Raw genomic sequence first — 26,527 nt, forward strand, 5'->3', positions numbered from 1 at the left:
CCCGGCCGGCCACAGTCAGCGCGCGGCCGCCTGGGCGCGGAGGGACCTCAGGAGCTGGTCCTGCTGTTCGATCACGATCCTGCGCAGTGCCGCCGGTGCTGCAGGATTGAGCTCAAGCCATTCCTGGCTGAGCGCCAGAACCGGATGATCGGCGGGAACGGTATGCAGGGGGAGATCCTGCGCCCCGGGATAGAGCCCGGCAACCACACGGGATGCGAGTTCGATGCTGCGGCTGGACCAGACCGATTCCAGGGAAGCAAAGTAATCGCTGACGTAACCGTCCAGCAGCTCATGTCCGCCGAGGGTAATGCCTTCAATCGTGGCAGAGAGCAGCTCATTGGAAAGCTCAACGGTATGAACGGCCCTCTGCCAGGCTTCCGCTTTGATCAGGGGATCGGGGATCGCCGCGGCGGCAACCGTATATCCGACCCGCCCCGCGGCGGTGTTATCCGCAGCCAGTTCCGCCTTGAGTTCCTCGGGACCGGCAGATCCGGTGGCTGACAGCGCCTGCCAGAGCCGCCAGCGCAGGTCCGAGTCCACGCCAAGCCCCGGGTAGGTAACGCTTCCGGAGAGCAGTCCGCGCAGAAGTTCGTTGTGGCTGGTGCTGTGGCGGCCCAGTGCCGCGGCGGTCCGGGCGAATATCAGCTGCCGGTCGGTGCCGGCAGGGGCCTCTGCCAGCTGGCCGCTGACCGCCTCGAAGAGCTGTTCGCGCACTTCGTCCCGAATCTCGGCCGGCGCATAGCGCTCCACTGCGTACCTGGCATTGTCCAGCAGGACCTGCAGGACACCTGCACCGGGTTCTGAGGGAGCCGTACGAATCACCAGGCGAACGTAGTCGCGGGCAGAGAGCAGGCCGTCGCGAACACTGTTCCACAAGGCGGAAAGGGTAATTGCCCGCGCCAGCGGATCCCGCAGCCGCGGAAGGACTTCCAGCACGGTGGCCAGGGACGCGGTATCGAACCGGATCTTGGCGTAGGTGAGGTCGCCGTCATTGGGCAGCAGCAACGCGGGCGGCTCGGTGCCCACCAGTTCCGGAACCGGTGTATGCCGGCCAACGACGTCGAGCTCCACCACACCTGTACGCTCGAGCCAGCCGTCGGGAGTAAACCCGTAGGAGCCCAGCCGGATGCGGTGCGGCCGCGGCACTTGCTCTCCGCTGACGGGATCGGGGGCATCCTGATGCACGACTACCGAGCTGTAGGTTCCGTCAGCACCCGTCTCCGCCTCGACCTCCAGGACAGGCACGCCTGCGGTCTGAAGCCACTGGCGGGACCAGAGCCGCATATCGCGGCCGGAGGCGCTGCTGAGGACATCGAGGAGGTCCTCAAGGGTAGTGTTCCCGTAGGCATGCCGGAAGAAGTAAGTCCGGGATGCCTCGATGAATGCCTCAAAGCCCACGTAGGCGACCAGCTGCTTGAGCACTGAAGCGCCCTTGGCATAGGTGATTCCGTCGAAGTTCTGTTTTGCCGCTTCGAGGTCGGGGATGTCGGCAACGATCGGGTGGGTTGTCGGCAGCTGGTCCTGCACATAGGCCCAGGCCTTGCGCCGGTTGGCGAAACTCACCCAGGAGTTCGTCCAGTCCGTAGCTTCGTCGACGGCCAGGGCACCCATGTAGTCAGCGAAGGATTCCTTCAGCCACAGGTCATCCCACCACCGCATGGTCACCAGGTCGCCGAACCACATGTGTGCCATTTCGTGCAGGATGGTGTTGGCCCGGGCCTCGTACTGGGCCTCGGTCGCCTTAGTGCGGAAGACATAGGCCTCGGTGAAGGTCACCAGACCCGGATTCTCCATCGCACCAAGGTTGTATTCCGGAACGAAGGCCTGGTCATACTTCCCGAAGGGGTACGGATAAGCGAACAGGCGGTGGAAGTAGTCCAGCCCGCGCTTGGTCGTGTCAAAGATGTTGCCCGGGTCGAAATGCTCCGCCATGGACGCCCGGCAATACGCCGCCAGCGGAACCACAAGTTCGGTGCCGTCGCCCAGGACCGTGCTCCAGAGATCAGTGGCCTTGAAGTACCCGCCGGCCAGTACACAGGTGATGTACGTGGAAATGCGCTGGGTGGGGGAGAAGTCCCAGCGGCTCAGCGTCCCGTCGCCCAGAGGGGTACGCGCCGCTTCCACACCATTGGAGGCGACCTCCCAGTCCGACGGCGCCGTGACATGGAAAGTGAACGAGGCCTTCAGGTCCGGCTGCTCAAAGTTCGCAAATACCCGCCGGGCGTCCGCGGGTTCGTACTGCGTGTAGAGGTAGGTCTTTCCATCAGCGGGATCCGTGAAGCGGTGCATGCCCTCGCCGCTGCGGCTGTAGAGGGCGGTTCCTTCGATGCTCACCGTGTTGGTCCCGGCCTGGAGGTTGCGCAGTTCGATCCGCGAACCCGTCACGCTTTCCGCGGGATCGTAGGCTTTCCCGTTCACGACGACGGCCTGGACCCCGCCATGGATGAAATCCACGAAAGTCGCGGCGGCGGATTCGCTGCAGGTGAAGTGGATGGTGCTTCGAGAACGGAAGCCGGGCGCCGCCGGGTCAGCGGCATTCCCCAGGTCCAGTTCGACGTCGTAGGACTCTACCGTCAGCAGGCGGGAGCGGGCAGCAGCTTCATCGCGGCTCAGGTTTTGGTTCGACACCCGTTCATTCAACCATCTTGGGTGCCGGATTCGCAGGCGCCTGCCGGGCACGCCGCCGCCAAGTGCGCCCCGCCAGCTCTTCCGCAGCCTGCAGCGAAAGTGAACCCAGGACAATAAAGTACGGCACGTAGAGGTACAGGAAGCGGGCCCGCCCTTCGGAAAACATCAGGAACACCAGCAGGCCCAGCAGGCCCAGTCTGGCGGTTACCGGGCCCAGCGCCTGGAGCCGCTCTGCCCGGAGGAACAGTGCTGCGCCGCACAGCCCCAGCAGCAGGAACCAGGTGCCCTGCCACACCGAGAGAAGGAACCCGAAGCCCGGACGTCCCGGGCCGTAGAAGTCCTGGACCCAGCGGCTGAAGCTGTCTTCGGCAAGGAAAGCGTTCGCGTCCATGCTGCCTTCTCCCCAGCTGAAGAACGATCCGTCGCCGGTGATCCAGCGCAGTTTCGCGTTCAGGAAAGCTGCGTACCCGCCCGGGCCCATGGACTCGACCCGTTCCGTGTACGCCCGCAGTCCTGCGTTGAACCGCTCCTGCGGATCCTCGACCGCCAGCGTGGTGGTTCGGTCTTTTTCGTTGTACGCACCGTAGTAATCCCCGTGAGGTCCTGGATACTGCTGCGCTCCCACCTTGAGGAAGTGGGTAAAGGGGAGGGCCTGGCTGTCCGAGGTCCCCGCTGCGGGAATACCAGATGCCTCCTTCCAGCTGTTCAGTGCTGCGTTGGTCCCCGCGAAGGTTCCTGCGGCCAGCACGGCGGCAACCGTGCCTGCCAGCAGGTCCTGCCGCCAGTTCGAGCGGCGGATGGACAGCAGGAGCACCAGCACGGCGCCTGCCAGGGCAATCAGGACTGTTGGTTTGATGCCGTACCCGACGGCCGCTGCCGCTCCGGCGGCGGCCCAGAGCAGGAGCCGGCCGGGCAGCCGGGACCGTGCAGCCAACCCCACCAGGCAGAGGATGAGGATCGGAAACAGCAGTCCGGCCGTATCCGAGTAGAAGACCGGCAGCCAGGGAGAAAGCGCAATAAGGATGATCGAGGGCACCAGGGTCAGCCTGGCAGCCTGCTTTCCGCCGAAAAGATAACCACAGGCATACGTCAGCAGCATTCCGGAGAAAAGCACCGCGGCGTTCAGGTAGGCGACTGACTGCCGCAGGTCCACCGCACCAAAGGACTCTGCTGCTTCCAGGTACTTGCCCAGGAGCAGCATGAGCAGCAGGTTGTTGGGGTTCACCTCGAAGTAGCCCCGGTCTGCTGCCTCGGGTGTCCCTTCGGAAACCGCTGTCCCGGAATAGTAGATCGCGGCCGCGTCCCAGTCCGGCGGCAGCCTGACCGCATCGGCCACGCGGGCACTAACCGCAAAGACCGCGGCCCATCCCAGCAGCGCGGCTGGTATCTGCAGCCACCGCACCGGGGACAGGGCGGCATCAAGCCGGGAGAGCAGCCAGGGATAGCCTGCGGCAAGGACCAGCACTGCGGCACCTGCCAGGACGGCAGCCCACGTCTCATAGCGGGAGTAGCCGTAGGAAGGCACCACCAGGTTGGACAGCGCCAGCCAGAGAATGAGCGCGCACCACAGCAGGCCCGCAAAGCGGGGCAGCAGCCCGGCGGTGCGGGTGGTTTGCTTGGACCCGCCAACAGGTCCTTGGCGTGCTGTGTGGCTCATGGTCCCTCGGGCAGCCAGGGTGGGTCGAAAGATTCTCGAGCCTATTGCGCAGGCGGCACCGGGGACAATACTCAGCCGGCGGGCACCAGGAGGACAGCCAGGATTAGCGCGCCGGAGACAATGAGGGACCAGGACACCAGCGAGGCGGCGACTGCCGGACCGCCCGTCCGTGCCAGCTGCCGGAGGTTTACGGAGGCGCCGAGTCCGAAGAGGGCGGCAGCGAACAGTACTTCCTGGAGACCGGCGGCCACGTCGAGGACCCCGGAGGGCAGTACCCCGGACGTGCGGAGCGCCACAGCGGCCAGGAAGCCCGCCACGAACAGCGGGACCAGCGGAGGGTACGTGCCGGTTCCTTCGCTGCGCCGGCGATGGTCGAGTCCGGCCAGGGCACTGACCGGAGCGAGCATCAGCACGCGGACCAGCTTGACGACGACGGCCAGGGCCAGGGCTGCGGGCCCCGCCGTCTGTGCAGTCGCCACGACCTGCCCCACGTCGTGCACCGAAGCGCCGGTGAGGAATCCGAAGGTGTCCGGGGACAGTCCAAGCATGCCGGACAGCAGTGGAAGCACGGCGATGGCCAGAGTTCCGCAGAGGGTCACCATGGCCGCCGGGACAGCGGTCCGCTCAGCGGGGACCGCCCGGGCAGCGGCAACTGCGCCGACGGCGGAGACACCGCAGATCGAGAATCCCGCAGCGACGAGGACGGATTCCTCACCGGGCAGGCGGAAGAGGCGGCAGATGAACCAGGTGGCAGCGAACGAGAAACCGACCAGGGCGATGACGAGTCCCACCGAGATCCAGCCGAGCCCGGCAATGTCGACCAGTGACACCTTCAGGCCCAGCAGGACAATTCCCAGCCGGAGGAATCTCTTGGCAGCCAGCGCAATTCCGGGCCGCCAGCTTCCAGCCGCAAGCGCCGCGGGACCGGGAATATTGCCCGCCAGCAGGCCCAGCACCACGGCCGCGGTGAGCACCGGAATGCCGGCGGCCACCCGGTGCAGGAGGAACCCGGCCAGCACGGCAACAGCCACAGCTGCCAGGCCGGGGGCGAGTTTACGGAGGTCGGCGGGTTGCGGCATGGTCTTACTGTTCATGAGTTGGACCCCCCGGTCCAACTCCGCTGCGATCGGTTACCGCCCGGAGCGCCCGTTGGTAGACTTGGCAGACCATCCGCCGAGCCCAGTACAGGGGCAGCCCATGCAGCATGGCAGCGATCCGCGGGCCGGCGCGTCTCCCGCCCCGGCCACCGATCCCGAGTCCCGCGTACCAGCACCATGGACCCTTCCGGGGCCTGAGGTCGCTTCCCTTCTCGGCACGGACGCCCACAGCGGCCTTACGCACCGCGCCGTCGAGGAACGCCGTTCTGAGTACGGGCTTAACCGGCTGGCCGGGAAGCCCGCGGTTCCGGCGTGGCGCAAGATTCTGGCGCTGCTCTCGGACCGGCTGATCCTGGTCCTCCTCGCTGCCGCCGTCCTCAGCGCCGTCGTTTCCGGGGAACTCGAAACTCCGATCGTCATTCTTGCAGTCGTCATCCTGAACACCACCCTGAACTATGTCCAGGAACGCCGGGCGGAGAACAGCCTGGAGGCCCTCCGGAAAACGGATGTAGGCACCACCCGGGTCCGCCGGGATGGCACGACTGCCACAGTTCCCCGCGAAGACCTGGTTCCCGGGGACATCGTCCTCCTGGACGCGGGGGACTCCGTTCCGGCGGACGGACGCCTGCTGGAAGCAGTGCGGCTCCAGGCAGCTGAAGCGGCCCTTACGGGTGAATCCCAGCCAGTCAACAAGGACGCGCAGGCCACCCCGGACGCAGACGCACCACTCGGCGACCGCCACAGCATGCTGTACATGGGCACGGACATCAGCCGGGGCCGTGCCCTGATGGTCGTCACGGGCACGGGGATGGCCACCCAAATGGGACATATCGCCCATATGCTCGGCAGCACCCCGGATGAAAAGACAACCCTGCAGCGCAGCATTGACCAGTTGGCCGCGCTCCTGACGTGGATCGCCCTTGCCGTCGTGGCACTTGTTTTCCTGCTGGGACTGCTGCGCGGCGAGGACCTGAGCACCCTGCTCCTGACCTCGGTGTCCCTGGCCGTGGCCACCATCCCAGAGGGACTCACCGCCGTCGTGGCCTTCACTCTCGCCATGGGTGCGTCGCGCCTTGCCGCCCGCGGAGCCATCATCAAACAACTCTCCGCCGTGGAGACCCTCGGCGGGACGTCGCAGATCTGCACGGACAAAACCGGCACCCTGACACTGAACGAAATGACTGCGCGCCGCATCCTCGGCCCCGCCGGGCCGACCTTTCGGGTCACCGGGACCGGCTACGGCGTAGACGGCAAGATCCTAAGCCCGGACGGCGACCAGGTTCCGGCACTGACCGAGGCGTACCTCGCCATGGCCCTTTGCAACGATGCCTCCGTCACCGACGGCATCCTCTCCGGCGACCCGACTGAGGGTGCACTCGTGGTGCTCGCCGAGAAGGGAGGCATCGATCCGATGGGAGCGCGGGCGACGCATCCCCGGGTCGCGGAAATCCCCTTCGACTCCGCCTATAAGTACATGGCGACTTTCAACACCAGCAGGAACGAACCGGGAACCGTCCACTGCAACGTCAAGGGTGCACCCGGCGTAGTCCTGGAAATGTGCTCCCACGCAGCCGTTGCGGGCGGCGTCGAACCGCTGGACACCGGTTGGCGGGAACGCCTGGCGGAGGAAGTGGCGGCCATGGCCGGATCCGGGCTGCGGACCATGGCCGTTGCCGGACGCTGGCTGGATGATCCGGTGCCCGAGGACCCGGCAGGCCTCAAGGAAACGGCGGCGAACCTTGTCCTGTACGCCGTCGTCGGCATCATGGACCCGCCCCGCCCCGAAGCGCGTGAGGCAATCGAGCGTGCCCACGGAGCAGGCATCAGCGTCCACATGATCACCGGGGACCATCTCGTCACTGCTTCGGCAATCGCCGAGGACCTCGGTATCCGGGGCAGCGCCGTTTCCGGCGCGGACCTGGACGGGCTCAGCCAGGACGAACTCGAAGCGAGGGCACCGCAGTACGGCGTGCTGGCCCGGGTTTCTCCCGAACACAAACTGAGGGTGGTCGAGGCGCTCCAGGCCGACGGAAGTGTCGTTGCCATGACCGGCGACGGCGTCAACGACGCCCCGGCGCTCAAGCGGGCCGACATTGGAATTGCCATGGGGATCACCGGAACGGATGTTTCCAAGGGCGCGGCGCGAATGATCCTCACCGATGACAACTTCGCCACGATCGTCGACGCTGTCGAGGAGGGGCGCGGCATCTATGCCAATATCCTCAAGTTTGTCCGTTTCCAGCTCACCACTGCGTGGGGATTCGTGCTGATGTTCCTCGCCGCGGCAACGTTCGGATTCGCCGGGGGAGCGCCCTTCACCGCAATCCAGATTCTCTGGGTCAACATCATCATGGACGGGCCGCCGGCGCTGGCACTCGGGGTGGACCGGACCGATCCCAGCGTCATGCGGCAGCCGCCGCGGAAGCCGCGGGAGCCGCTGCTTACCGGCCAGCGGCTGGTGGGGCTGCTGGTGTCCGGGATCGTGATGGCGGCGGGAACCTGCTGGGTCGGGCTTGCCTCACCGTCGATCTTCCCGGGAAGCGAAGCACCGGGGGAGGACTTCGCGACCACCATGGCGTTCACAACCTTCGTGTTCTACCAGGTCTTCAACCTGCTGAACGTCCGCAGCGAAACGTCGTCGGTCTTCTCACTGCAGACCTTCACCAACCGGAGCATCTGGCTGGCCCTGGGCGCCGTCGTCGTGCTCCAGATCCTGGTGGTGCAGGTGGGCGTGCTGGAGAACCTGTTCGACACATCCCCCCTGACCGCGGACCAGTGGCTGCTGTGCATTGGTACGGCTGCCAGCATCATCGTCGTCTCCGAAATCAGCAAGGCAGCCGCCGCCATCCGGCGCCGCCGGGCTACCAGGGAGACGGCCGGTAATCCTTGAGGAAGACCCCGTACAGGTCTTCGCCTGCCTCGCCCATCACGATCGGATCGTAGACCCGCGCTGCTCCGTCAACGAGGTCCAGGGGCGCGTGGAAACCCTCCTCGGCCAGGCGAACCTTGGTCGGATGCGGCCGCTCGTCGGTGATCCAGCCGGTGTCCACCGCCGTCATCAGGATGCCGTCGGTCTCCAGCATTTCGCCGGCACTGGTGCGCGTGAGCATATTCAGCGAGGCTTTGGCCATATTGGTGTGGGGGTGCCCGGGACCCTTGTAGCGGCGGGCGAACTGGCCCTCCATGGCGGAGACGTTCACGATGTACTTGCGCCGGGCGGGGGAAGCGGCCATGGCGGGACGCAGCCGGTTCACCAGCAGGAACGGCGCCGTCACGTTGCACAGCTGCACTTCGAGCATCTCAAGCGGGTCCACCTCGTCCACCAGCTGGGTCCAGCTGTTGACCGGTGCCGTATCCGGAACCAGGCCGCCGGCGTCGATTGCCGTGCCGGCCTCCAGCTTGGCCAGGGACGAGGAGCCGGCTGTCAGCGCCAGGGACGTCACCGCGTCGCCGGCGAGCACGGGATGCTCCGCCACGGAGCCGGCCAGCGCAGTGGGGTGGGCGTTGTAGGTATTGCCAAACGTCACGAGCTCCGGCATCGGCCGGCCCGAGGGAAGTTCTTCATGTTCGGCGTCCACCAGCGGCTGGTAGGCGTTAGACGTCCGCCGGACGGTCTGGGCAGCGTTGTTGATCAGGATGTCCAGCGGCCCGTCGGCGGCGACAGCGTCGGCCAGGGAGATCACCTGCGCGGGGTCCCGCAGGTCAATACCGACAATCTTGAGCCGGTGCAGCCAATCCGCTGAGTCCTCCATGGCCGCGAAGCGGCGGGCCGCGTCCTTCGGGAAACGGGTGGTGATCGTTGTGTGGGCACCGTCGCGGAGCAGCCGCAGCGCAATGTACATGCCGATCTTGGCGCGCCCGCCGGTCAGCAGTGCACGCCGTCCGGTGAGGTCGGTCCTGGCGTCCCGCTTGGCGTGGCTGAAAGCAGCGCACTCCGGGCAGAGCTGATGGTAGAAGGCGTCGACCAGGGTGTAGGGCTGCTTGCAGATGTAGCAGTTGCGCGGCTTCAACAGGGTTCCGGCGGACGGGCCGTGGGCGGCACTGCGCAGCTGCGCACCGCGGGTCTCGTCGTCGATCCGGTCCGGAGCGCCGGTGGCGGTGCGGGCCACGACGGCGCGGTCCGCTTCCGCCACCGCGTCCCGCTTCGCTACTTTGCGGTGCTTCTTGACGGCCTTGAACATCTTGGCGGTTGCCCGGCGGACGGCGACGTGGTCCGGGTGGTCTTCCTCAAGCACATGGATCCGGGAGAGGACCCGGAGGCAGGCCTCCAGGTCTTCAGGGCTGAGGTCGGTGCTGTCAGTGCTGCTCAGGTCAGTGCTGCTCATGGAGTCGTTTCTGGGATGTGGTCCGCCGGGGGTATGCACGGCGGAGGGCAAAATGGTGCACTTCGACCTTACCGCCACGGGCACGCCAAGCCGGAATCAAGCGGCGGGGCCCACAGCCCGGACATCCCAGCGGCCTGCAGGAAGGCTGCCGGGATGCGGGCCGCGGGTTCCGCACCGCCTAGTCGATGCGGACCGTCTGCCCCTTGCTCAGCACGGTGAGGCCCGACGCCGTCACGGTGTAGCCGCGGGCAAGATCAAGCTCCCGGTCCACGCCGACAGTGGCACCCGGCGGGATCTGCACGTTTTTATCCACGATGGCCCGGCGGACAATTGCCCGTTCTCCCACATGCACGCCGTCCATGATCACGCTGTCGCTGACGCTGGACATTGCGTCGACGTAGACGTCATGCGCCAGGACGGACCCGGAGACGCTGCCCCCGGAAATGACTGCACCGTTGGACACAATCGAGTCCAGCGCGGTACCCGGTTCATCGGAAGGGCCGCGGACGAACTTGGCGGGCGGCGAGATGCTCTGCCTGGTGTAAATGGGCCACTGCAGGTTGTACAGGTTGAATGCGGGGACGGGCGAAATCAGGTCCATGTTCGCGTCGTAGTAGGAATCCAGGGTGCCGACATCCCTCCAGTACCGCTGGTCCCGTCCGGTCGCCCCGGGAATCACGTTTTCGGTGAAGTCGTAAACCGCCGCTTCTCCGCGGTCCACGAAATACGGAATGATGTCCCCGCCCATATCGTGCTTGGTGATCAGGCGCTCCGCATCCACCCGCAGCGCTTCCACCAGGGCATCAGTCGTGAAGACGTAGTTACCCATCGAGGCCAGGAAGCTGTCGGGATCATCGGGCAGGCCGGGAGTGCTTGAGGGCTTTTCCACGAAGGCGGCGATCCGCCCCGGCATGGAGGGGTCCGTTTCGATAACGCCGAACTGGTCGGCCATGGACAGCGGCTGCCGGACCGCTGCCACACTGCACGGCGCACCCGAGGCAATGTGGGCGTCGACCATCTGGGAGAAATCCATCCTGTACACGTGGTCTGCCCCGATCACGACGACGATGTCCGGCCGCGCGTCGTCAATCAGGTTCATCGACTGGTACAGGGCGTTGGCGCTGCCCAGGAACCAGCTCTTTCCGACCCGCTGCTGTGCGGGCACGGATGCCACGTAGTTCTGCAGCTGTGTGGACAGCCGCCACGTTTCGGAAATGTGCCGGTCCAGGCTGTGCGACTTGTACTGGGTCAGCACCACAATCTGCAGGTAGCCGGAATTCACCAGGTTGGACAAGGCAAAATCGATGAGCCGGTATTTCCCGGCAAAAGGCACGGCGGGTTTGGCCCGGTCAGCAGTAAGCGGCATCAGCCGCTTGCCCTCGCCCCCGGCGAGGACAACGGACAGGACTTTCTTCGGTGCCATGTGCATACTCCTGACTTCCACCCACAGGTGGGAAACTGTTTAGCCTGCCGGACAGGTAAGCCTGCTGCCCAACAGACTAGATCACCGCACGTGATGTGCACTACGTTGTACAAGTGCGAGTAGATATCGTTTCCAAGGAATTCCCGCCGGAAATTTACGGCGGTGCCGGTGTGCACGTCGCTGAGCTGAGCCGGGTGCTGGCAGGTCTCCTCGACCTCCACGTCCACTGCTTTGGGGCACCGCGCGAGCTGGACTATCACGGAGCCCGGGTCCAGGCCTACCCCGTTCCGGCTGAGCTCGAAACCGCCAATCCGGCCGTTCAGACCCTGGGAACGGACCTGGACATGCTTCAGGGCTTCCAGGGCGCAGACGTCATCCACTCGCATACCTGGTACGCGAACATGGCCGGCCACCTCGGCTCGCTGCTGTACGGGGTTCCGCATGTGCTCAGTGCCCACAGCATCGAGCCGCTGCGTCCCTGGAAAGCCGAACAGCTGGGCGGAGGCTATGCGCTTTCCTCCTGGGTCGAGAAAACGGCGTACGACGCCGCCTCGGCCATCATCGCCGTCTCGGAAGGGATGCGCCGGGACATTCTCCGCGCCTACCCGGAAGTCACCCCCGGGAAAGTGCACGTTGTCCACAACGGCATCGACACCGGCGCCTGGCGGCCTGACCACGACCCGGATGCCCTCCGGGGCCTGGGCATCGACCCGGATGCCCCGTCGGTCGTCTTCGTCGGGCGGAACACCAGGCAAAAGGGCGTCCCCTATCTTCTCCGCGCAGCTGCCCTCCTGCCCCCGGACGTGCAGGTCATCCTGTGCCTCGGTGCCGCGGACACACCCGAACTCGCCTCAGAGACGGCCATCCTCATTGGGGAGCTGATGGAAACCCGCGGCGGTGTTGTCGTGATCGAACGCATGCTGCCCAGGGACGAGCTCATCAAGGTCCTCAGTTCCGCCACGGCGTTTGCCTGCCCGTCGATCTATGAGCCGCTGGGCATCGTCAACCTTGAAGCCATGGCGTGCGGCACGGCGGTCGTGGCCAGTGCCACCGGCGGCATTCCTGAAGTCGTGGACGACGGAGTGACCGGACTCCTGGTCCCCCTGGACCAGCTCGACGACGGCACCGGCACCCCGCTTGATCCCGAGACCTTCGTCCGGGACTTCGCTGCCGCGCTGACCGTTGTTGTCACAGACCCGGACCGCGCAGCCCAAATGGGCCAGGCCGGCCGCCGGCGTGCCGAGCAGGAGTTTTCCTGGGACACCATCGCCCAGGCGACCATCGACGTCTACCGTTCGGTTCTTCCCTAGAAACGTCTGAAGACACTGAAAAAGCGGTGTCCGCAGGGCTGCCTGCGGACACCGCTTTTTTGGTTCAGCTGTTAGCGGCTGGCCTTGGCGGCCTGCTTCTTCCGCTGGATCAGGATCTTCTCGTCGACCGGAGCCGCACCGCTTGCCCGGAGCAGGCGCTGGTACTCCATGGACTCATCCTGGCGCTCCTTCTCGGCGCCCGTGGCAACTGCTGCGCGCAGGTGCTCCGGCCCGTAGCCGAAGGCGTTGACCAGGTCCATGGCGTGCGGGCGGATCTTGGCCAGCAGCCGGTTGATGTACTCGCCCAGGGTGCGGGCGCGCTGGGAAGACAGGCGGCCGTGCATCAGGTACCAGGCCAGGTTCTTTTCGATCAGGCTCAGGCCAAAGAGATCGCGCAGCCAGGTCACTACCTGCCGTGTACCGTCGTCCTCAATCCGCTCCAGGCCGCGGGTGAAGGCCTCCCACTGCAGCAGCTCGGCGTGTGCCCGGGCAGCCTCAATCAGGTCGTGCTGGTTCCGGTTGAACACCGCCGCGGCCTCCGCCTTGGGCAGCTTGCGGGCCTTCTGGAGCTCTCCGGCGACCTCCGCGACCATCGTGGCGACGCGGTCTGCCAGCAGGGCGTGCTGGGTGCGGGCGTCACGCAGGGCAATGGCGGATTTCTTTTCGGAGCCCGTGTCGGCGACGGTCTGCACGATCTGCCGCAGGCCGGAGCGGTGGAAGGTGCGTTCAGTGGCCTGCCCCACCACGTAGCGGGCCAGGACACCGAAGTCGGCGCTCTGGAATTCCTTGGCGTAGTCGGCGAGCAGGCGCTTGGCTACCAGCTGGAGCAGGACGGTGTTGTCTCCTTCGAAGGTGACGTAGATGTCCAGGTCCGACCGGAGGGCCGTGAGGCGGTTCTCAGCCAGGAACCCCGCACCACCGGTTGCCTCACGGCATTCCTGCAGTGTGTCCAGCGCGTGCCAGGTTGAAAGTGACTTCAGCGCCGCGGCCAGTGTTTCAAGGTCCTGGCGGTTCTCGTCCGTGTCGTCCGCGCCGGAGAACACGTCGTCGAACTTTGCCAGCAGTTCATCGTGGGCGAAGGAGGCCGCATACGTTGTGGCCAGCAGCGGCAGCAGCCGGCGCTGATGCTGCTGGTAGTCCATCAGCACTTCCTCGACGGTATCCGAGGCACCGTTGAACTGCCGGCGTTCGGTCGCGTACTTGATAGCGATGTTCAGTCCCAGCTTGGAGGCAGCAACTGCTGCGCCGTCGAGCGATACCCGCCCCTGGACCAGGGTGCCGATCATGGTGAAGAAGCGGCGTCCCGGGCTTTCGATGCTGGACGTGTAGGTACCGTCCTCAGCGACGTCTCCGTAGCGGTTCAGCAGGTTGGTACGGGGAATCCGGACGTTGCTGAAGTGCAGCCGGCCGTTGTCGATTCCGTTGAGGCCGCCCTTGACTCCGTCATCCTCGCCGCCGATGCCGGGCAGGAATCCGTTCTCATCCCGCAGCGGAACGTAGAACGCGTGGACTCCGTGGTCGACGCCCTTGGTGATCAGGTGGGCGAACAAAACGGCGGCCTTGCCGTATACGGCGGCGTTGCCGATGTAATCCTTCCACGCCGCACGGAAAGGCGTGTTGATGATGAATTCCCCGGCCGCCTCGTCGTATTCCGCCGTGGTGGCGATGCTGGACACATCGGATCCGTGGCCGGTTTCCGTCATCGCGAAGCATCCCGGGATTTCCAGGCTCATGATGCCGGGGAGCCACTTCTCGTGGTGTTCGCGGTTGCCGAGGTGCAGGACGGCGGAGCCGAAGAGGCCCCACTGCACGCCGGCTTTGATCTGCAGTGACGGATCTGCCACCACCAGCTCCGCGAACCCGGCGACATTTCCGCCGTGGTTGTCCTGGCCGCCGACGTACTTGGGGAAGGCACGGTGCACGGCATCGGCGTCAACGAGGATTTTCAGCTGGTCCATGACGCGCAGCCGGTGCTCGGTGTGCGTCAGGCCTGCGGGGGTGTGAAGCGCATCGGTACCGGCAAGTGCCCTGGCCTTCAGCCGGATGTCCTCCCACTTGCCCAGGAGCGCACGGCCTAGTGCCTCTACGTTGACGGTAGCCGAATCGTCATCGCTGATGACGGTGCTGGCCGGAATCTGGCGCTCTGGGGTGGAGACTGATTGCGTCATTGCGTGTCCTTACTTGTCGGCACTGCGTCGGAGCCGGTTCGGCCGCCACGCACAGTGGTGGAGGGAGTAACAGTCTTTGCTGAGGGGTCGGGGGTGTCCCAGCCGATCCCGTCGAAAAGCCAAATGGTGAGCTGGTCGGTCATTTCGGCTTCAGTCGGACGGTCCGGTCCGGCCGGCGTCGCGAGCCAGCGTTCGCCGGCTGAACGCACCATCCCCAGGGCTGCGATGGGCCAGAAGCCCGCGGCGGACTGAGTCACGGCATCCGACTGGTGGCCCTTCAGGTACAGCTGCACGGCGTGGTCCATCATGGCGCTGATATTCGCCATGAAATGCGAGAGGGCGACGGCGACACCGGGTTCGCTGCCTGCCGCAGCCTCGCCTGCCGGGCTGCCCGTGACAAAGGCATAGACATTGGGAGAGGTCTCGGCCATCTGCAGATAAGCCGAGACCATGGCACGCATACCCGAGCGGGGGGAGTCCGCGCTGCGCCCGGCGGCCAGGATCTTTTCCTGCATCTGGTTGATCACGACTTCGCCCATGGCCTGCTGAAGTCCTGACTTGTCGCCGAAGTAGCGGTAGTACACGGACTTGGAGGTACCGGAAGCAGCGGCGATTTCTTCCATGGATGCCTGCGCGCCCAGGGTGTGGACGGCGCGGCGGGCGGCCTTGATCAAGGCTCCGCGCCGCTCGGTGCGGTGGGCTTCCCACCGCACGGACCTTCCGTCCGCCGTCCGTGTGTCTTGTTTCACTGCGCTGTTCACGATACTCAGCGTATCAGGTACGCTGAGTTACAGTAACTCTCGTCACACAACGACCCCCAAGGAGAATGACGAATGGCTGCACAACCCGCCCCCGCACCCCAGCCGGTGCAGGGCTCAGGTCCCGCCGTACGGAACGCCGTCGTAATCGGCGGCAACCGCATTCCCTTCGCCCGGTCCGGCGGAGCGTATGCCCACAGCTCGAACCAGGACATGCTGACCGCCGCACTTGACGGACTTGTTGCCCGCTTCGGGCTGCAGGGGGAACGGGTCGGCGCTGTCGCGGCCGGCGCGGTTTTGAAGCACTCGCGGGATTTCAACCTCACGCGGGAGGCAGTCCTTGGCTCCGCACTGTCCCCGGAAACGCCGGCCTACGATGTGCAGCAGGCCTGCGCCACCGGCCTGGAAACCGTGGTTTCCCTCGCAAACAAGATCAAGCTGGGCCAGCTGGAATCCGGCATCGCCGGCGGTGTCGATTCCGCCTCGGATGCCCCAATCGCCGTCAGTGATGGTTTGCGCCGCGCGCTCCTGGACCTTTCCCGTGCCCGGAACACCAAGCAGAAGCTCGCGGCCATCGCCAAGATCCGCCCGAAGGACCTGGCACCGAACGCACCGAACACCGGAGAGCCGCGCACCGGACTGTCCATGGGGGAGCACCAGGCGCTGACCACGGCACAGTGGAAGATCACCCGCGAAAGCCAGGACGAACTGGCGTACAACAGCCACCGCAATCTGGCAGCTGCCTACGACCGCGGCTTCTTCGACGACCTCATGACCCCGTACCGCGGACTGTCCCGCGATTCGAACCTGCGTGCAGACACCTCGCTGGAGAAGCTTGCCTCCCTCAAGCCGGTCTTCGGCCGTGCCCTGGGCGACGAAGCAACCATGACCGCCGGCAACTCCACCCCGCTGACCGACGGCGCATCGGTTGTGCTTCTCGGCTCGGAAGACTACGCCCGGGAACATGATCTGCCGATGCTTGCCAACATCGTCGATGCCGAGGCCGGTGCGGTCGATTTCGTCCACGGCCGCGACGGACTGCTCATGGCGCCGGCCTTCGCCGTGCCGCGCCTGCTGGCCCGCAACAACATGACGTTCGACGACTTCGACTTCTTCGAGATCCATGAAGCCTTCGCGGGTACGGTGCTGAGCACCCTCGCCGCCTGGGAAGATGACGAGTTCTGCCGCACGCGCCTGGGCCTGGAGGGCCCGCTGGGCAGCATCGACCGGAGCAAGCTCAACGTTAACGGCTCCTCGCTCGCTGCCGGCCACCCGTTCGCTGCCACCGGCGGCCGGATCGTCGCCTCGCTGGCAAAGATGCTGTCCGAGAAGGGATCCGGGCGCGGCCTTATCTCGATCTGCGCGGCCGGAGGCCAGGGTCTCGTGGCCATCTTGGAGGCCCGCTGACATGTCGGATACCTATCTGAACCTGGTCAACTCCGGCCTTACCAAGGAGATTGCCAAGAAGCTGGGGCTGCCGCGGCCGGCTGTGCTGCGCCGCTTCGACCCGTCGAAGCCGCTGGTGCCGGGACCCCTCTTGGTCCTGGGGAAAGGCGAGTCCGCTGACGCCCTGGCCTCGGTGCTGCTTTCCTGGCAGCAGGATGTCCGCCGCCACGCGACTCCCAAGGAGAAGCTCGGCGCCATCCTCATGGTCCTGGACGAAGTGATGTCGCCGGAGGACCTCTCCTCGGTCAGCCTTGACGCCGGCGCCAGCCTGCGCGACCTTGCCTCCGGGGGACGGATCGTCACCGTCTCGCGGCCGGCCTCCGAGGCGCAGGACCCCGCTGCAGCTGCCGCGCGCCAGGGTGTCGAGGGCACGCTGCGTTCCCTTGCGCACGAACTGCGCGGCGGGGCGACCGCGAACGGGATCGTGCTGGCCAACGGAACCGGTGCCACGGCTCCGTCCGTGGCCGCCGCCCTGCGTTTCCTGCTCTCCGGCCGCAGCGCGTACGTGAACGGGCAGTTCATCACCGTTGGTTCCGCCGCCGGGGAACTGCCCGCCGAATGGAACGCTTCGCTGGCGGGCAAGACCGCCGTCGTCACCGGAGCCGCACGCGGCATCGGAGCTGCGATCGCCCGCGTGCTGCACCGCGAAGGCGCCAACGTCATTGTGGTCGACGTTCCGGCAGCGGGGGAGCAGCTGGCAGCGGTAGCGAACGAAATCCGCGGAACCGCCCTGCAGGTGGATATCACCCGCGACGACGCTGCCGACAGGATCCTGGCACACGCTTCCGAGCGTTACGGCCGGCTGGACATCGTGATCCACAATGCCGGGATTACCCGTGACAAGCTGCTGGCCAACATGGACGCCTCACGCTGGGATTCCGTGATTGCGGTCAACATCGCTTCACAGCTGAAGATGAACGAGCGTTTCCTGGCTTCGGAGGCGTTCAGCAAGCAGGGCCGGATTGTCTCGCTGGCTTCCACCAGCGGCATTGCCGGCAACCGCGGCCAAACGAACTACGCGGCATCCAAGGCGGGGATCATCGGTATGGTCCGGGCCACCGCACCCCTGCTGGAGCCCCGCGGCGGTTCGATCAACGCCGTCGCTCCCGGCTTCATCGAAACGGACATGACCGCCCGGATGCCGGCGCTGACCCGCCAGGTTGCCCGGCGCCTTTCGAGCCTGCAGCAGGGTGGCCAGCCCGTCGACGTTGCCGAGACCATCGCGTTCCTCGCCTCGGACGGTGCGGCCGGCGTGAACGGCCAGGTCCTGCGGGTCTGCGGCCAGAATATGGTCGGAGCATGAGTGTCCAGGACCTGGAGCAATTCCAGCTCCACGAAATCCCCGCACTCGGCCGGCTGTACCTTTCCGCGGCCGGCAACGCTGCCCGCAGCAAACTGACATCCTCGGCTTCGACCCAGACGCTGCCGGCAGCGCGCCACACCGTCACCAACGCCAGAGTGGATCTGGACCGGCTGACGGACTTCCAGCGCCTGGTGCTCCGGAGCGCCCAGGACACGCTTCCGTCAGGGTACGTTCACACGTTCGCCTTCCCGGTGGCCATGAGCGTGATGGCACGTGAGGACTTCCCCCTGCCCCTGCTGGGCATGGTGCATCTGCGCAACCACGTCACGCATCTGCGGCCCATCCATTACACGGAGCCGCTGAGCGTCACCGCCTGGGCGGAAAACCTGGCCGGGCACCGCGCGGGAACACAGGTGGAACTGGTGGCCGAAGTCCGGTCCGGCACCGAACTCGTGTGGACCGGGCGTTCGGTCTATCTGGCAAAGGGCGTGTTCCTTCCCCGGATCGACCGCCCGCAGGCCCGGACGGAGCGGGAGGACTTCACCCCGCCGCTTCCCACGGCCCAGTGGCGGCTCGGAGCGGACGCAGGACGGAACTATGCCAAGGTGTCGGGGGACTTCAACCCCATCCATCTGAGCAGCCTCTCCGCCAAAGCGCTGGGCATGAAGCGCTCGATCGCCCATGGCATGTACCTCGCCTCGCGGGTCGTTGCGGAAGCGGGTCCGGCCCTGCCGGAACCCTTCGAATGGAGCATCGAGTTCGAATCGCCGGTGTTCCTTCCGGCGACGGTGAGCGTCCGCATTTCAGACGCCGGCGCCCCGGGCGACATGGCAGGGACAACGTTCACGGGGTGGAACCAGCGCAGCCGCCGCAGGCACTTCCACGGCTGGGCCCGGCCGCTCTGAAAGATAAGGATGCCGGGACCGGGACTGCTAGAGTTCCGGCCATGAACGAATCCCGTTTTGCTGAACTGGCCAAGGAACTGGACGCCGCGGATCCCTTGGCTGACCTGCGCGAACGTTTCGTTGGACACAATGACCCGGCCATCAGTGCCTACCTTGACGGCAACTCCCTCGGCCGGCCGCTGGCGGCAACGCTGGACCGGCTGGGGGAGTTCGTTACCCATGCGTGGGGCAGCCGGCTGATCCGCTCCTGGGACGAGGGATGGCTCGCCCTTCCCTCGGCAATCGGCGACCAGCTGGGCGCGACAGTCCTCGGCGCGGCGCCGGGGCAGTGCATCGTGGCGGACTCAACCACTGTGCTGCTCTACAAACTGGCGCGTGCGGCTGTGGCTGCCGGCGCAGGCCGAACCGAGATCGTGCTGGACCGGGACAACTTTCCCACGGACCGCTACGTCATGGACGGAATCGCCCGCGAGTGCGGTATGACGCTCCGCTGGCTGGAGGCGGATTACGACGGCGGCGTGAGCCCGGAAGCCGTGGCTTCCGCTGTAGGGCCGCAAACGGCCCTGGTGGTCCTCAGCCACGTGGCCTACCGGTCCGGTTTTATCGCCGACGTCCCGGCCATTACCGCCCTGGTCCATGAAGCCGGCGGACGGGTCCTCTGGGACCTGTGCCATTCGGCCGGCTCGGTTCCCGCCGAGCTCGATAACTGGAACGTCGATTATGCCGCTGGCTGCAGTTACAAGTACCTGGGCGGCGGTCCCGGCGCCCCCGCGTGGGCCTACGTTGCCCGCCGCCACCAGGAAGACTTCGCCCAGCCCATCCAGGGCTGGCTGGGCGCTGGGGATCCATTTGCCATGGGAGCGGACTACGTACCCGCCGCAGGGATCCAGCGGGTGGTCTCGGGAACACCGCCGATCCTGGGCATGCTGGCCATACAGGACATGATTGCGCTCATCGCCGAGGCAGGCATGGACGCCGTGCGAGCCAAGTCCGTGCAGCTCACCTCCTTTGCCGTGCAGGCCTTCGACGAAATCCTCGCTCCGCTTGGCGTCACGCTGGCGTCGCCGCGGGACACCGCCCGCAGGGGCAGCCACGTCACGATCGACCATCCGTCGTTCAAGGACGTCACGGCCCGGCTGTGGGAACGCGGCATCATTCCGGACTACCGCAACCCCAACGGCATCCGGCTGGGACTTTCTCCGCTGTCCACGTCCTTCGCTGAAACCTGGACCGGAATCGAAGCCATCGCCTCAGAGCTCCGGCACGCCGCCTAATCCCGCAGGGCCTGGCCGGCCTTGACCGCGAGGACCGGGCAGGACGCCTCCAGCAGGATCCGCTGCGCCGTGCTGCCGAGGAAAAGCTTGCCCACCGGCGTGCGGTGCCGTAAGCCGACGACGATCAGCCGGGCCCCAAGCCGCGAGGCAACCGCCAGGATTTCGTCCGCGGGGTCGTAGTCCCCTTCCGGATGGATGATCTCGAAGGACAGTCCTGCCGATTCCAGTTCCGCGGCAATCGAGTTCAGGTCATCGGCGGCATCCTCGCCGTGCGCATGCCCGTGCCCCAGGCCGCGGCCCGTGGTGCGGACGTTGACGACTGCCAGCTCGTCCTGGAACAGCTCGGCCACCCGTCTCGCCTGCGCGAGGGCGGCAGCACCCTCGGCTCCCGGGACGTACCCAACGACGATGCTAGCCATGGAGTTCCTCCGGATCAGTGAAGCGGGTTCGTTTGGCTTTGACCGCCCGGTTCCACAGCCAGGTGAAGAACCACAGGACGACGCCTATCGCCAGCAGGATTCCGGCGATGCGGTACTCGATGGGGTCCTGCGCCCAGGGACCCACCAGGAAGGCGCAGGTGGCGGCCCCGATCCAGGGCATGATGCCGGGGGAGCGGAATGTCTTGCGGACAGCCGCAGGTCCGTCCTCCGTGTTCGGCTGGGGATCCGGCGGACGCCGGCGCAGCACGATGCAGGCTATGTTCACGACCGTGAACACGCAGAGCAGAAGCAGTGCGGTGGTTCCGCCCAGCGCCGAAACCGTTTGCGGACCCATGGCGTTGGTGACCAGGATGATGAGTCCGGTGGCTATTGCCGTGGTGAACACGATCGCCGCCCACGGTGTCCTGCGCCCGGGCAGGATCAGGGCCAATCCACGGGGCAGAACCTCCTGGCGCGACATCCCGTAAAGCAGCCGGCTCGCCATCAGCATGTTGATCAAGGCCGTGTTGGCCACGGCGAAGATCGACAGGAACGGATAAAAGACGTCGATCGGGAACCCCGGAGCGCCGGTCTGCACCACTTCCAGCAGGGGAGTCTGGCTTTCGGAGAGCTGCCCTACCGGGACCACCGCCACGGCGGCGATGGAGACCAGCAGGTAGATGAAGACCGTTATGCCCAGGCCGCTGAGCATCACCTTGGGAAATATCCGCGCCGGGTCCTTCGTCTCTTCGGCCATGTTGACGGAGTCCTCGAACCCGACCATCGAGAAGAAGGCCAGGGACGTAGCCGCGGTGAGCGCCAGGAACACGGATTTCCCGCCCTCGGTCTCGAAGACCATGACCCGGGAGAAGTCCACGTTGCCCTGGCCCATGGCCCAGAAGCCGATGCCGATCACGATCAGGAGCCCGGTCAGTTCCACGATGGTCAGGAAGACGTTGAACTTGATGCTTTCCCCGACCCCGCGGAGATTGATGAGCGCCAAAAGCACCATGAAACTGACTGCTATGGCGGTTACGCCGAATTGCCCCCAGCCGAGGTTAAACCCGACCAGGAAGTTCTCGGCAAGGAATTTCGACGCCGTAGAGGCTGAGGTGATGCCGGAACACAGGACGGCGAAGGTCACCAGGAACGTGACGAAGTGGATCCCGAAAGCCTTGTGCGTATACAGGGCGGCTCCGGCTGCCTGCGGGTACTTGGTCACCAGTTCCAGGTAGGACAGCGCCGTGATCGTGGCAACGGTAAAGGCGATCAGGACCGGAGCCCAGGCCGCTCCGCCAATCTCTCCGGCGATCTGTCCGGTCAGGGCGTAGACGCCGGTTCCCAGCACGTCACCCACGATGAACAGGAGCAGGAGCTTGGTTCCCATCACCCGTTTCAGTTCCGGGCCGCTGCTTTCCCGCGGCGAACCGCCGGTCGCCGCATTCTCACCTCCGGGAACACTCATGCCCGGTATTCTGCGCGCGGAAGCACCGGCGCCGCAATGCACCCGGCAGGATCCATCCATTCGGGCTCCGAATCCGGACCGGCGTGTACCGGCTGCCGGGGGAACTTAGCCCTGGATCCCAGGTTCAGGAATAACCCGCACCGCCTGGATCCTGTGGTGGTCAACCTCCATGACACGCAGCTGCCCGCCCGGTGCAGGGACGGCATCCCCGGGGACGGCCATGCGCCCGAGCTGGTCCAGGATGTAGCCGGCAACAGTTTCGTACTGCCCTTCAGGCAGCACTATCCCGGTGAGCCGGTCGAATTCCTGCAGGATCAATCCGCCGTCGACCAGCATTCCGCCTTCCAGGGCGAGGTGGCGGTCTTCCGGGTCCCGGGCGGTGTCGTATTCGTCGTAGATCTCGCCGACAAGTTCCTCGACGAGGTCCTCCAGCGTGACAATGCCGTCAGTGCCCCCGTATTCGTCAGCCACGACGGCGATGTGGCTGTTTTCCCGCCGCATCCTGGACAATGTGGGCAGGACGGTTGCCGTACCCGGCAGGAACAGGATGGGCCGGGCAATCTCACCGAGCCGGGTCTCGCCGGATGGGTCCGGATCGCGCCCGATGAGGTCCCGGACATGGATGAAGCCGAGCACATCATCCGGTGACGCGCCCATGACCGGATACCGGGAATAGGGCAGCTCATGGACGCGGACCCGTGCTTCGGCCAGGGTGAGTGATGCGGGAAGGAACTCGACCATGGGCCGCGGGCGCATCACTTCCTGCAGGAGCCGGTGGCCGGCGCCGAAGACATCTGCCAGGATGCTGCGGCTCTCATCCGCGATGGTGGGACTGGATTTCACCATCTCCAGCAGCTCCTGCTGGGAAATGGGCACGTTCTTCAGCTGGGGATCTCCGCCCAGCAGGCGGACCACGGCGTCCGTGGAGACAGACAGCAGCCGGATCACCGGGCGCATCACCGCAGCGAAAAGGGACAACGGGGGAGCAAGGACACGCACAAAGCCCTCCGCGTTCTGCATGGCGAGCCGCTTGGGAACAAGTTCCGAGAACACCAGGGACAAGTAGGCGACCACCAGCGTCATGGCAATAAATGCGGCGCTCCGGGCCAGGGAAGGCGCCAGTCCCCAGCCCTCCAGGACCGGGGAAATTGCCGGCGCCAGCGCCGAAGCCCCATAGGCAGCCGAAAAGAATCCCGAAAGGGTGACGCCGATCTGGATGGCAGAGAGGAACAGATTCGGGTTCCGCGCGAGCTGCGCGGTCCGTGCTCCGCGCTTCCCGGAGTTTTCCAGCCGGAGGATCTGGCCCTCGCGAAGTGTCACCAGGGCCATCTCCGCTCCGGCGAACACGCCGCCGAGCAGGATGAAGAAGAGCACCAGGACAATGTTCAGTAATGCACTGCCGTCCATGATGCGAGGGTACCCATGCGCAGGCCGCGGTGACAGGGCCCGAAGTCCGGCGGGGGATGAGATGAAGAACACAGCGGTACCGGGCCGCTGCCCGGCGTCGGCAGGGGATACAAAAAAGACCCTCCTGGTAACCGTGGTTACCAGGAGGGTCTTCGCTGTGCGCGGAGGGGGACTTGAACCCCCACCCTCAATAAGAGGACTAGCACCTCAAGCTAGCGCGTCTGCCATTCCGCCACCCGCGCTTGGGTGTCTTCCGAAGAACGTTTTTCATTCCGTTTCTTCGTTTGCAACGGGAAAAACTCTAACACGGTTTTACCGGGAAGAACGAATCGGCCCAGTTCAGCTCCCGGTTCCGTGACGCGGCTGGAACAAAGCCGGGCTTCCGGCGTGCCCAGTAGCTAGGCTGGCCCTATCCCGCCGAGCAAGGAGAAGTGCATGAGCGTTCGCGCCGAAGACGAAGTCACCCGTATCTGCCAGGATCTGATCCGCATCGACACCTCCAACTACGGTGACGGAACCGGACCGGGGGAGCGGAAGGCAGCAGAGTACGTCGCCGGACTTATCGAAGAGGTGGGACTGTCAGCTGACCTGTTCGAATCCGCACCCGGCCGCGCCTCGGTGGTGACCCGCCTTGAGGGCTCCGATCCCTCCCTGCCCGCACTGGTAGTCCACGGCCACCTCGACGTCGTGCCGGCGCAGAAGCAGGACTGGAGCGTGGACCCGTTCAGCGGCGAGGAACGGGACGGCCTGATCTGGGGCCGCGGGGCAGTCGACATGAAGGACATGGACGCCATGATCCTCGCGGTGATGCGCGAAATGGCCCGCACAGGTACCCGCGGCCGGCGTGACCTCATCTTCGCCTTTTTCGCGGATGAAGAAGCCGGGGGCAGCTACGGCGCCAGCTGGGCAGTAGACAACCGCCCCGAACTGTTCGACGGCGCCACGGAAGCAATCTCCGAGGTCGGCGGGTTTTCGGCGACTATCGGAGGCCGACGTACCTACCTGCTGCAGACCGCTGAAAAAGGAATCTCGTGGCTGCGCCTGAAAGCACACGGCCGGGCCGGACACGGCTCCCAGATCAACACCGACAACGCAGTGACCCGCCTGGCCGGTGCCGTCTCGCGGATTGGTGCCCACGAGTGGCCCATTGAACTCACCGATACCACCCGCGCCTTCCTGGACGGGGTGACCGAGCTGACCGGCGTAGAGTTCGATCCCGAGAACCCTGACAAACTGCTCAGCGAACTCGGCACCGTGGCCCGGTTCGTTGGTGCAACGCTGCAGAACACGGCCAACCCGACACTGTTGTCCGCCGGATACAAGCACAACGTCATCCCGGGTACGGCAGAGGCACTGATCGACGCACGGACCCTGCCCGGCCAGGAAGAGCATCTCCTGGAAGTCATCCGCGGACTGGCAGGCGACGGAATCGACGTCAGCTACGAACACAAAGATGTCTCGCTCGAGGTGCCCTTTTCCGGAAACCTGGTGGATTCCATGGTGGACGCCCTGCAGGCGGAAGACCCGGGTGCCCCGGTGCTGCCGTACACCCTCTCCGGCGGCACCGACAACAAATCCCTCAGCCGCCTGGGAATCACCGGATACGGTTTCGCTCCGCTGCGCCTGCCCGAGGACCTTGACTTCACGGGGATGTTCCACGGTGTGGACGAACGAGTCCCTGTTGATTCCCTGAAGTTCGGCACGAAGGTACTGTCCCGCCTGCTCCGCGGGTACTAGGCACCACCCTTGACCTGCCCTGACCAGACAGCCCGGAAGGATCCCGAACCGATGCCCGCCGCAGATATTCTCACTCCCGGCCTGCTGGAACGGCTGCGCCGCCGTGCACCGGAGTACGACCAGCGCAATGCCTTCTTCGACGAGGACCTCCAGGAGCTGCGCGACGCGGGCTACTTGGCGCTGTTTACGCCGGTGGAGCAGGGCGGTTCGGGCCTGGGCCTTCCGGAGGTCGTGGCGTGCCAGCGGCTGCTGGCATCTGCGGCACCGGCAACCGCGCTTGCCATCAACATGCATCTGGTCTGGTGCGGTGTCGCCCACCTGCTGTCCCTGAAGGGGGATGACTCCCTGTCCTTCGTCCTGGAGGAAGCGTCCCGCGGCGAGGTCTTTGCCTTTGGCATTTCCGAACCCGGTAACTCTGCCGTCCTTTTCGACTCGCTGACGGCTGCGGTTCCGCAGGGCGGCGGAAGCTACGCGTTTACCGGGCGGAAGATCTTTACCAGCCTGTCACCGGCGTGGACCAGGCTGGGCATCTTCGGAAAGGACTCCACAGACCCCGCTGAACCGAGTCTGGTCTTCGGCTTCGCAGACCGGTCCACGGCGGGCATCTCGGCCCTGGATGACTGGGACACGATGGGAATGCGGGCCTCGCAGTCACGAACCACGCTGCTGCAGGACGCCCTCATACCGGCGGACCGGATTGTGCGGCATACGCCTGTGGGCCCCCACGCCGACCAGTTCGTGTTCGGTATCTTCAGCCTCTTTGAGACGCTGCTGTCCGCGGTGTACACGGGGATCGGGGAACGAGCGGTGGAACTGGCTGCCGAGGCTGCCGCAGGCCGCACCAGCCAGGATGTCCCGGCATCGCAGGATCCGCACACCCGCTGGCGGATCGCCGACGCCGCCATCAGGATGGACGGTGTACGGCTCCAGCTTGAAGCCGTAGCCCGCGACCTGGAAGAGGGAGCCGATCACGGCAGTTTCTGGTTCCCCCGGCTCTCCGGCCTGAAGCTGCGTGCAACAGACACCGTGCGTACCGTGGTGGAAACAGCCATGAAGACTGCCGGCGGCCGCAGCTACTTCCGCGGCCAGGAGCTGGAGCGGCTCTACCGGGACGTACTGGCCGGGATGTTCCATCCTTCAAGCGAGGACTCTGCGCATAACTCCATGGCAAATGCACTGCTGGGGCCAGTCCAGGACCAGTGAAA

Annotated in this window: 18 protein-coding genes and 1 tRNA gene; 8 read left to right on the forward strand and 11 right to left on the reverse strand. The window is 65.8% G+C overall.

What is annotated here, in order from left to right; translation table 11 throughout:
• Nucleotides 1-15: 15 nt before the first annotated feature.
• The 3 genes from pepN to LOC59_RS07425 form a co-directional block, all read right to left on the reverse strand.
• Complete coding sequence (gene pepN / locus LOC59_RS07415) at nt 16-2,628, reverse strand: aminopeptidase N (protein ID WP_229971288.1); 2,613 nt, start codon at nt 2,626-2,628, stop codon at nt 16-18.
• Nucleotides 2,629-2,632: 4 nt separating this feature from the next.
• Nucleotides 2,633-4,285: a hypothetical protein gene (locus tag LOC59_RS07420; RefSeq protein ID WP_229971290.1), complete on the reverse strand. Its 1,653-nt coding sequence runs from the start codon at nt 4,283-4,285 to the stop codon at nt 2,633-2,635.
• A 71-nt stretch (nt 4,286-4,356) separates the two neighbouring features.
• The gene (locus LOC59_RS07425) at nt 4,357-5,364 is read right to left on the reverse strand and encodes a YeiH family protein (protein ID WP_229971292.1); all 1,008 of its coding nucleotides are present in this window, start codon (nt 5,362-5,364) and stop codon (nt 4,357-4,359) included.
• 118 nt (nt 5,365-5,482) lie between these two features.
• Here LOC59_RS07425 and LOC59_RS07430 point away from each other — a divergent pair, with 118 nt between their 5' ends.
• Nucleotides 5,483-8,272, forward strand: coding sequence for a cation-translocating P-type ATPase (locus LOC59_RS07430; RefSeq protein ID WP_229971294.1), 2,790 nt, complete (start codon nt 5,483-5,485; stop codon nt 8,270-8,272).
• Here LOC59_RS07430 and LOC59_RS07435 read toward each other — a convergent pair.
• Nucleotides 8,244-9,707 (reverse strand): SDR family oxidoreductase, encoded by a 1,464-nt coding sequence (locus LOC59_RS07435; protein WP_227896691.1) that lies wholly within the window; start codon nt 9,705-9,707, stop codon nt 8,244-8,246. The two genes, LOC59_RS07430 and LOC59_RS07435, sit on opposite strands and share 29 nt — an antisense overlap.
• A 178-nt stretch (nt 9,708-9,885) precedes the next feature.
• Nucleotides 9,886-11,136: a glucose-1-phosphate adenylyltransferase gene (gene glgC, locus LOC59_RS07440; protein WP_331460417.1), complete on the reverse strand. Its 1,251-nt coding sequence runs from the start codon at nt 11,134-11,136 to the stop codon at nt 9,886-9,888.
• A 107-nt stretch (nt 11,137-11,243) separates the two neighbouring features.
• Between glgC and glgA the strand changes: the two genes are divergently transcribed.
• A complete protein-coding gene (glgA, locus tag LOC59_RS07445) occupies nt 11,244-12,440 on the forward strand; it encodes a glycogen synthase (protein WP_227896690.1) in 1,197 nt (398 codons plus the stop codon).
• 71 nt (nt 12,441-12,511) lie between these two features.
• On the opposite strand, the gene LOC59_RS07450 is transcribed toward glgA, so the two are convergent.
• Both LOC59_RS07450 and LOC59_RS07455 read right to left on the reverse strand, forming a co-directional pair.
• Complete coding sequence (locus LOC59_RS07450) at nt 12,512-14,608, reverse strand: acyl-CoA dehydrogenase family protein (RefSeq protein ID WP_229971296.1); 2,097 nt, start codon at nt 14,606-14,608, stop codon at nt 12,512-12,514.
• Nucleotides 14,605-15,321 carry a TetR/AcrR family transcriptional regulator gene (locus LOC59_RS07455; protein ID WP_229971298.1) on the reverse strand — a complete coding sequence of 239 codons (717 nt, stop codon included), beginning with the start codon at nt 15,319-15,321 and terminating at the stop codon, nt 14,605-14,607. Before LOC59_RS07455 ends, LOC59_RS07450 begins: the two co-directional genes overlap by 4 nt.
• A 120-nt stretch (nt 15,322-15,441) precedes the next feature.
• Here LOC59_RS07455 and LOC59_RS07460 point away from each other — a divergent pair, with 120 nt between their 5' ends.
• Genes LOC59_RS07460 through LOC59_RS07475 form a run of 4 tightly spaced genes read left to right on the forward strand, consistent with a single transcriptional unit; the run spans nt 15,442 to nt 20,294 of the window.
• The gene (locus LOC59_RS07460; protein WP_229971300.1) at nt 15,442-16,773 is read left to right on the forward strand and encodes an acetyl-CoA C-acetyltransferase; all 1,332 of its coding nucleotides are present in this window, start codon (nt 15,442-15,444) and stop codon (nt 16,771-16,773) included.
• A 1-nt stretch (nt 16,774) separates the two neighbouring features.
• Nucleotides 16,775-18,115, forward strand: a complete 1,341-nt coding sequence (locus LOC59_RS07465; protein ID WP_229971302.1) for a 3-oxoacyl-ACP reductase — start codon at nt 16,775-16,777, stop codon at nt 18,113-18,115.
• A complete protein-coding gene (locus LOC59_RS07470; RefSeq protein ID WP_227896683.1) occupies nt 18,112-19,020 on the forward strand; it encodes a MaoC family dehydratase in 909 nt (302 codons plus the stop codon). Before LOC59_RS07465 ends, LOC59_RS07470 begins: the two co-directional genes overlap by 4 nt.
• Before the next feature lie 41 nt (nt 19,021-19,061).
• A complete protein-coding gene (locus tag LOC59_RS07475) occupies nt 19,062-20,294 on the forward strand; it encodes a kynureninase (protein ID WP_229971304.1) in 1,233 nt (410 codons plus the stop codon).
• Here LOC59_RS07475 and LOC59_RS07480 read toward each other — a convergent pair.
• The 4 genes from LOC59_RS07480 to LOC59_RS07495 form a co-directional block, all read right to left on the reverse strand.
• Nucleotides 20,291-20,713, reverse strand: coding sequence for a universal stress protein (locus LOC59_RS07480; RefSeq protein ID WP_229971306.1), 423 nt, complete (start codon nt 20,711-20,713; stop codon nt 20,291-20,293). The genes LOC59_RS07475 and LOC59_RS07480 overlap by 4 nt on opposite strands.
• Nucleotides 20,706-22,178, reverse strand: a complete 1,473-nt coding sequence (locus LOC59_RS07485) for an APC family permease (RefSeq protein ID WP_423723920.1) — start codon at nt 22,176-22,178, stop codon at nt 20,706-20,708. The genes LOC59_RS07480 and LOC59_RS07485 overlap by 8 nt, the downstream gene beginning before the upstream one ends.
• Nucleotides 22,179-22,283: 105 nt before the next feature.
• Nucleotides 22,284-23,585, reverse strand: coding sequence for a hemolysin family protein (locus tag LOC59_RS07490; protein WP_229971307.1), 1,302 nt, complete (start codon nt 23,583-23,585; stop codon nt 22,284-22,286).
• Nucleotides 23,586-23,743: 158 nt separating this feature from the next.
• A tRNA-Leu gene (locus LOC59_RS07495) sits at nt 23,744-23,827 on the reverse strand.
• Between the two features lie 193 nt (nt 23,828-24,020).
• On the opposite strand from LOC59_RS07495, the gene LOC59_RS07500 reads away from it, so the two are divergent.
• Entirely contained in the window at nt 24,021-25,322 is a 1,302-nt protein-coding gene (locus LOC59_RS07500) for a M20/M25/M40 family metallo-hydrolase (protein ID WP_227896677.1), read from the forward strand.
• Between the two features lie 51 nt (nt 25,323-25,373).
• On the forward strand, nt 25,374-26,525 hold the full coding sequence (locus LOC59_RS07505; protein ID WP_227896676.1) for an acyl-CoA dehydrogenase family protein: 1,152 nt from the start codon (nt 25,374-25,376) through the stop codon (nt 26,523-26,525).
• The last annotated feature ends 2 nt before the right edge of the window (nt 26,526-26,527 follow it).

Origin of the sequence: Arthrobacter sp. zg-Y916 (genome assembly GCF_020907385.1) — a bacterium.
In the GTDB taxonomy this organism is placed as follows: domain Bacteria; phylum Actinomycetota; class Actinomycetes; order Actinomycetales; family Micrococcaceae; genus Arthrobacter_B; species Arthrobacter_B caoxuetaonis.

Excerpts from the sequence above, each read along its gene's own strand:
- LOC59_RS07505 (WP_227896676.1), top strand. The coding sequence starts at position 25,374 with ATGCCCGCCGCAGATATTCTCACTCCCGGCCTGCTGGAACGGCTGCGC.
- LOC59_RS07435 (WP_227896691.1), bottom strand. The coding sequence starts at position 9,707 with ATGAGCAGCACTGACCTGAGCAGCACTGACAGCACCGACCTCAGCCCT.
- LOC59_RS07490 (WP_229971307.1), bottom strand. The coding sequence starts at position 23,585 with ATGGACGGCAGTGCATTACTGAACATTGTCCTGGTGCTCTTCTTCATC.
- LOC59_RS07460 (WP_229971300.1), top strand. The coding sequence starts at position 15,442 with ATGGCTGCACAACCCGCCCCCGCACCCCAGCCGGTGCAGGGCTCAGGT.
- LOC59_RS07420 (WP_229971290.1), bottom strand. The coding sequence starts at position 4,285 with ATGAGCCACACAGCACGCCAAGGACCTGTTGGCGGGTCCAAGCAAACC.
- LOC59_RS07430 (WP_229971294.1), top strand. The coding sequence starts at position 5,483 with ATGCAGCATGGCAGCGATCCGCGGGCCGGCGCGTCTCCCGCCCCGGCC.
- LOC59_RS07425 (WP_229971292.1), bottom strand. The coding sequence starts at position 5,364 with ATGCCGCAACCCGCCGACCTCCGTAAACTCGCCCCCGGCCTGGCAGCT.
- LOC59_RS07475 (WP_229971304.1), top strand. The coding sequence starts at position 19,062 with ATGAACGAATCCCGTTTTGCTGAACTGGCCAAGGAACTGGACGCCGCG.
- LOC59_RS07500 (WP_227896677.1), top strand. The coding sequence starts at position 24,021 with ATGAGCGTTCGCGCCGAAGACGAAGTCACCCGTATCTGCCAGGATCTG.
- glgC (WP_331460417.1), bottom strand. The coding sequence starts at position 11,136 with ATGCACATGGCACCGAAGAAAGTCCTGTCCGTTGTCCTCGCCGGGGGC.
- LOC59_RS07480 (WP_229971306.1), bottom strand. The coding sequence starts at position 20,713 with ATGGCTAGCATCGTCGTTGGGTACGTCCCGGGAGCCGAGGGTGCTGCC.
- LOC59_RS07450 (WP_229971296.1), bottom strand. The coding sequence starts at position 14,608 with ATGACGCAATCAGTCTCCACCCCAGAGCGCCAGATTCCGGCCAGCACC.
- LOC59_RS07485 (WP_423723920.1), bottom strand. The coding sequence starts at position 22,178 with ATGAGTGTTCCCGGAGGTGAGAATGCGGCGACCGGCGGTTCGCCGCGG.
- LOC59_RS07470 (WP_227896683.1), top strand. The coding sequence starts at position 18,112 with ATGAGTGTCCAGGACCTGGAGCAATTCCAGCTCCACGAAATCCCCGCA.
- LOC59_RS07465 (WP_229971302.1), top strand. The coding sequence starts at position 16,775 with ATGTCGGATACCTATCTGAACCTGGTCAACTCCGGCCTTACCAAGGAG.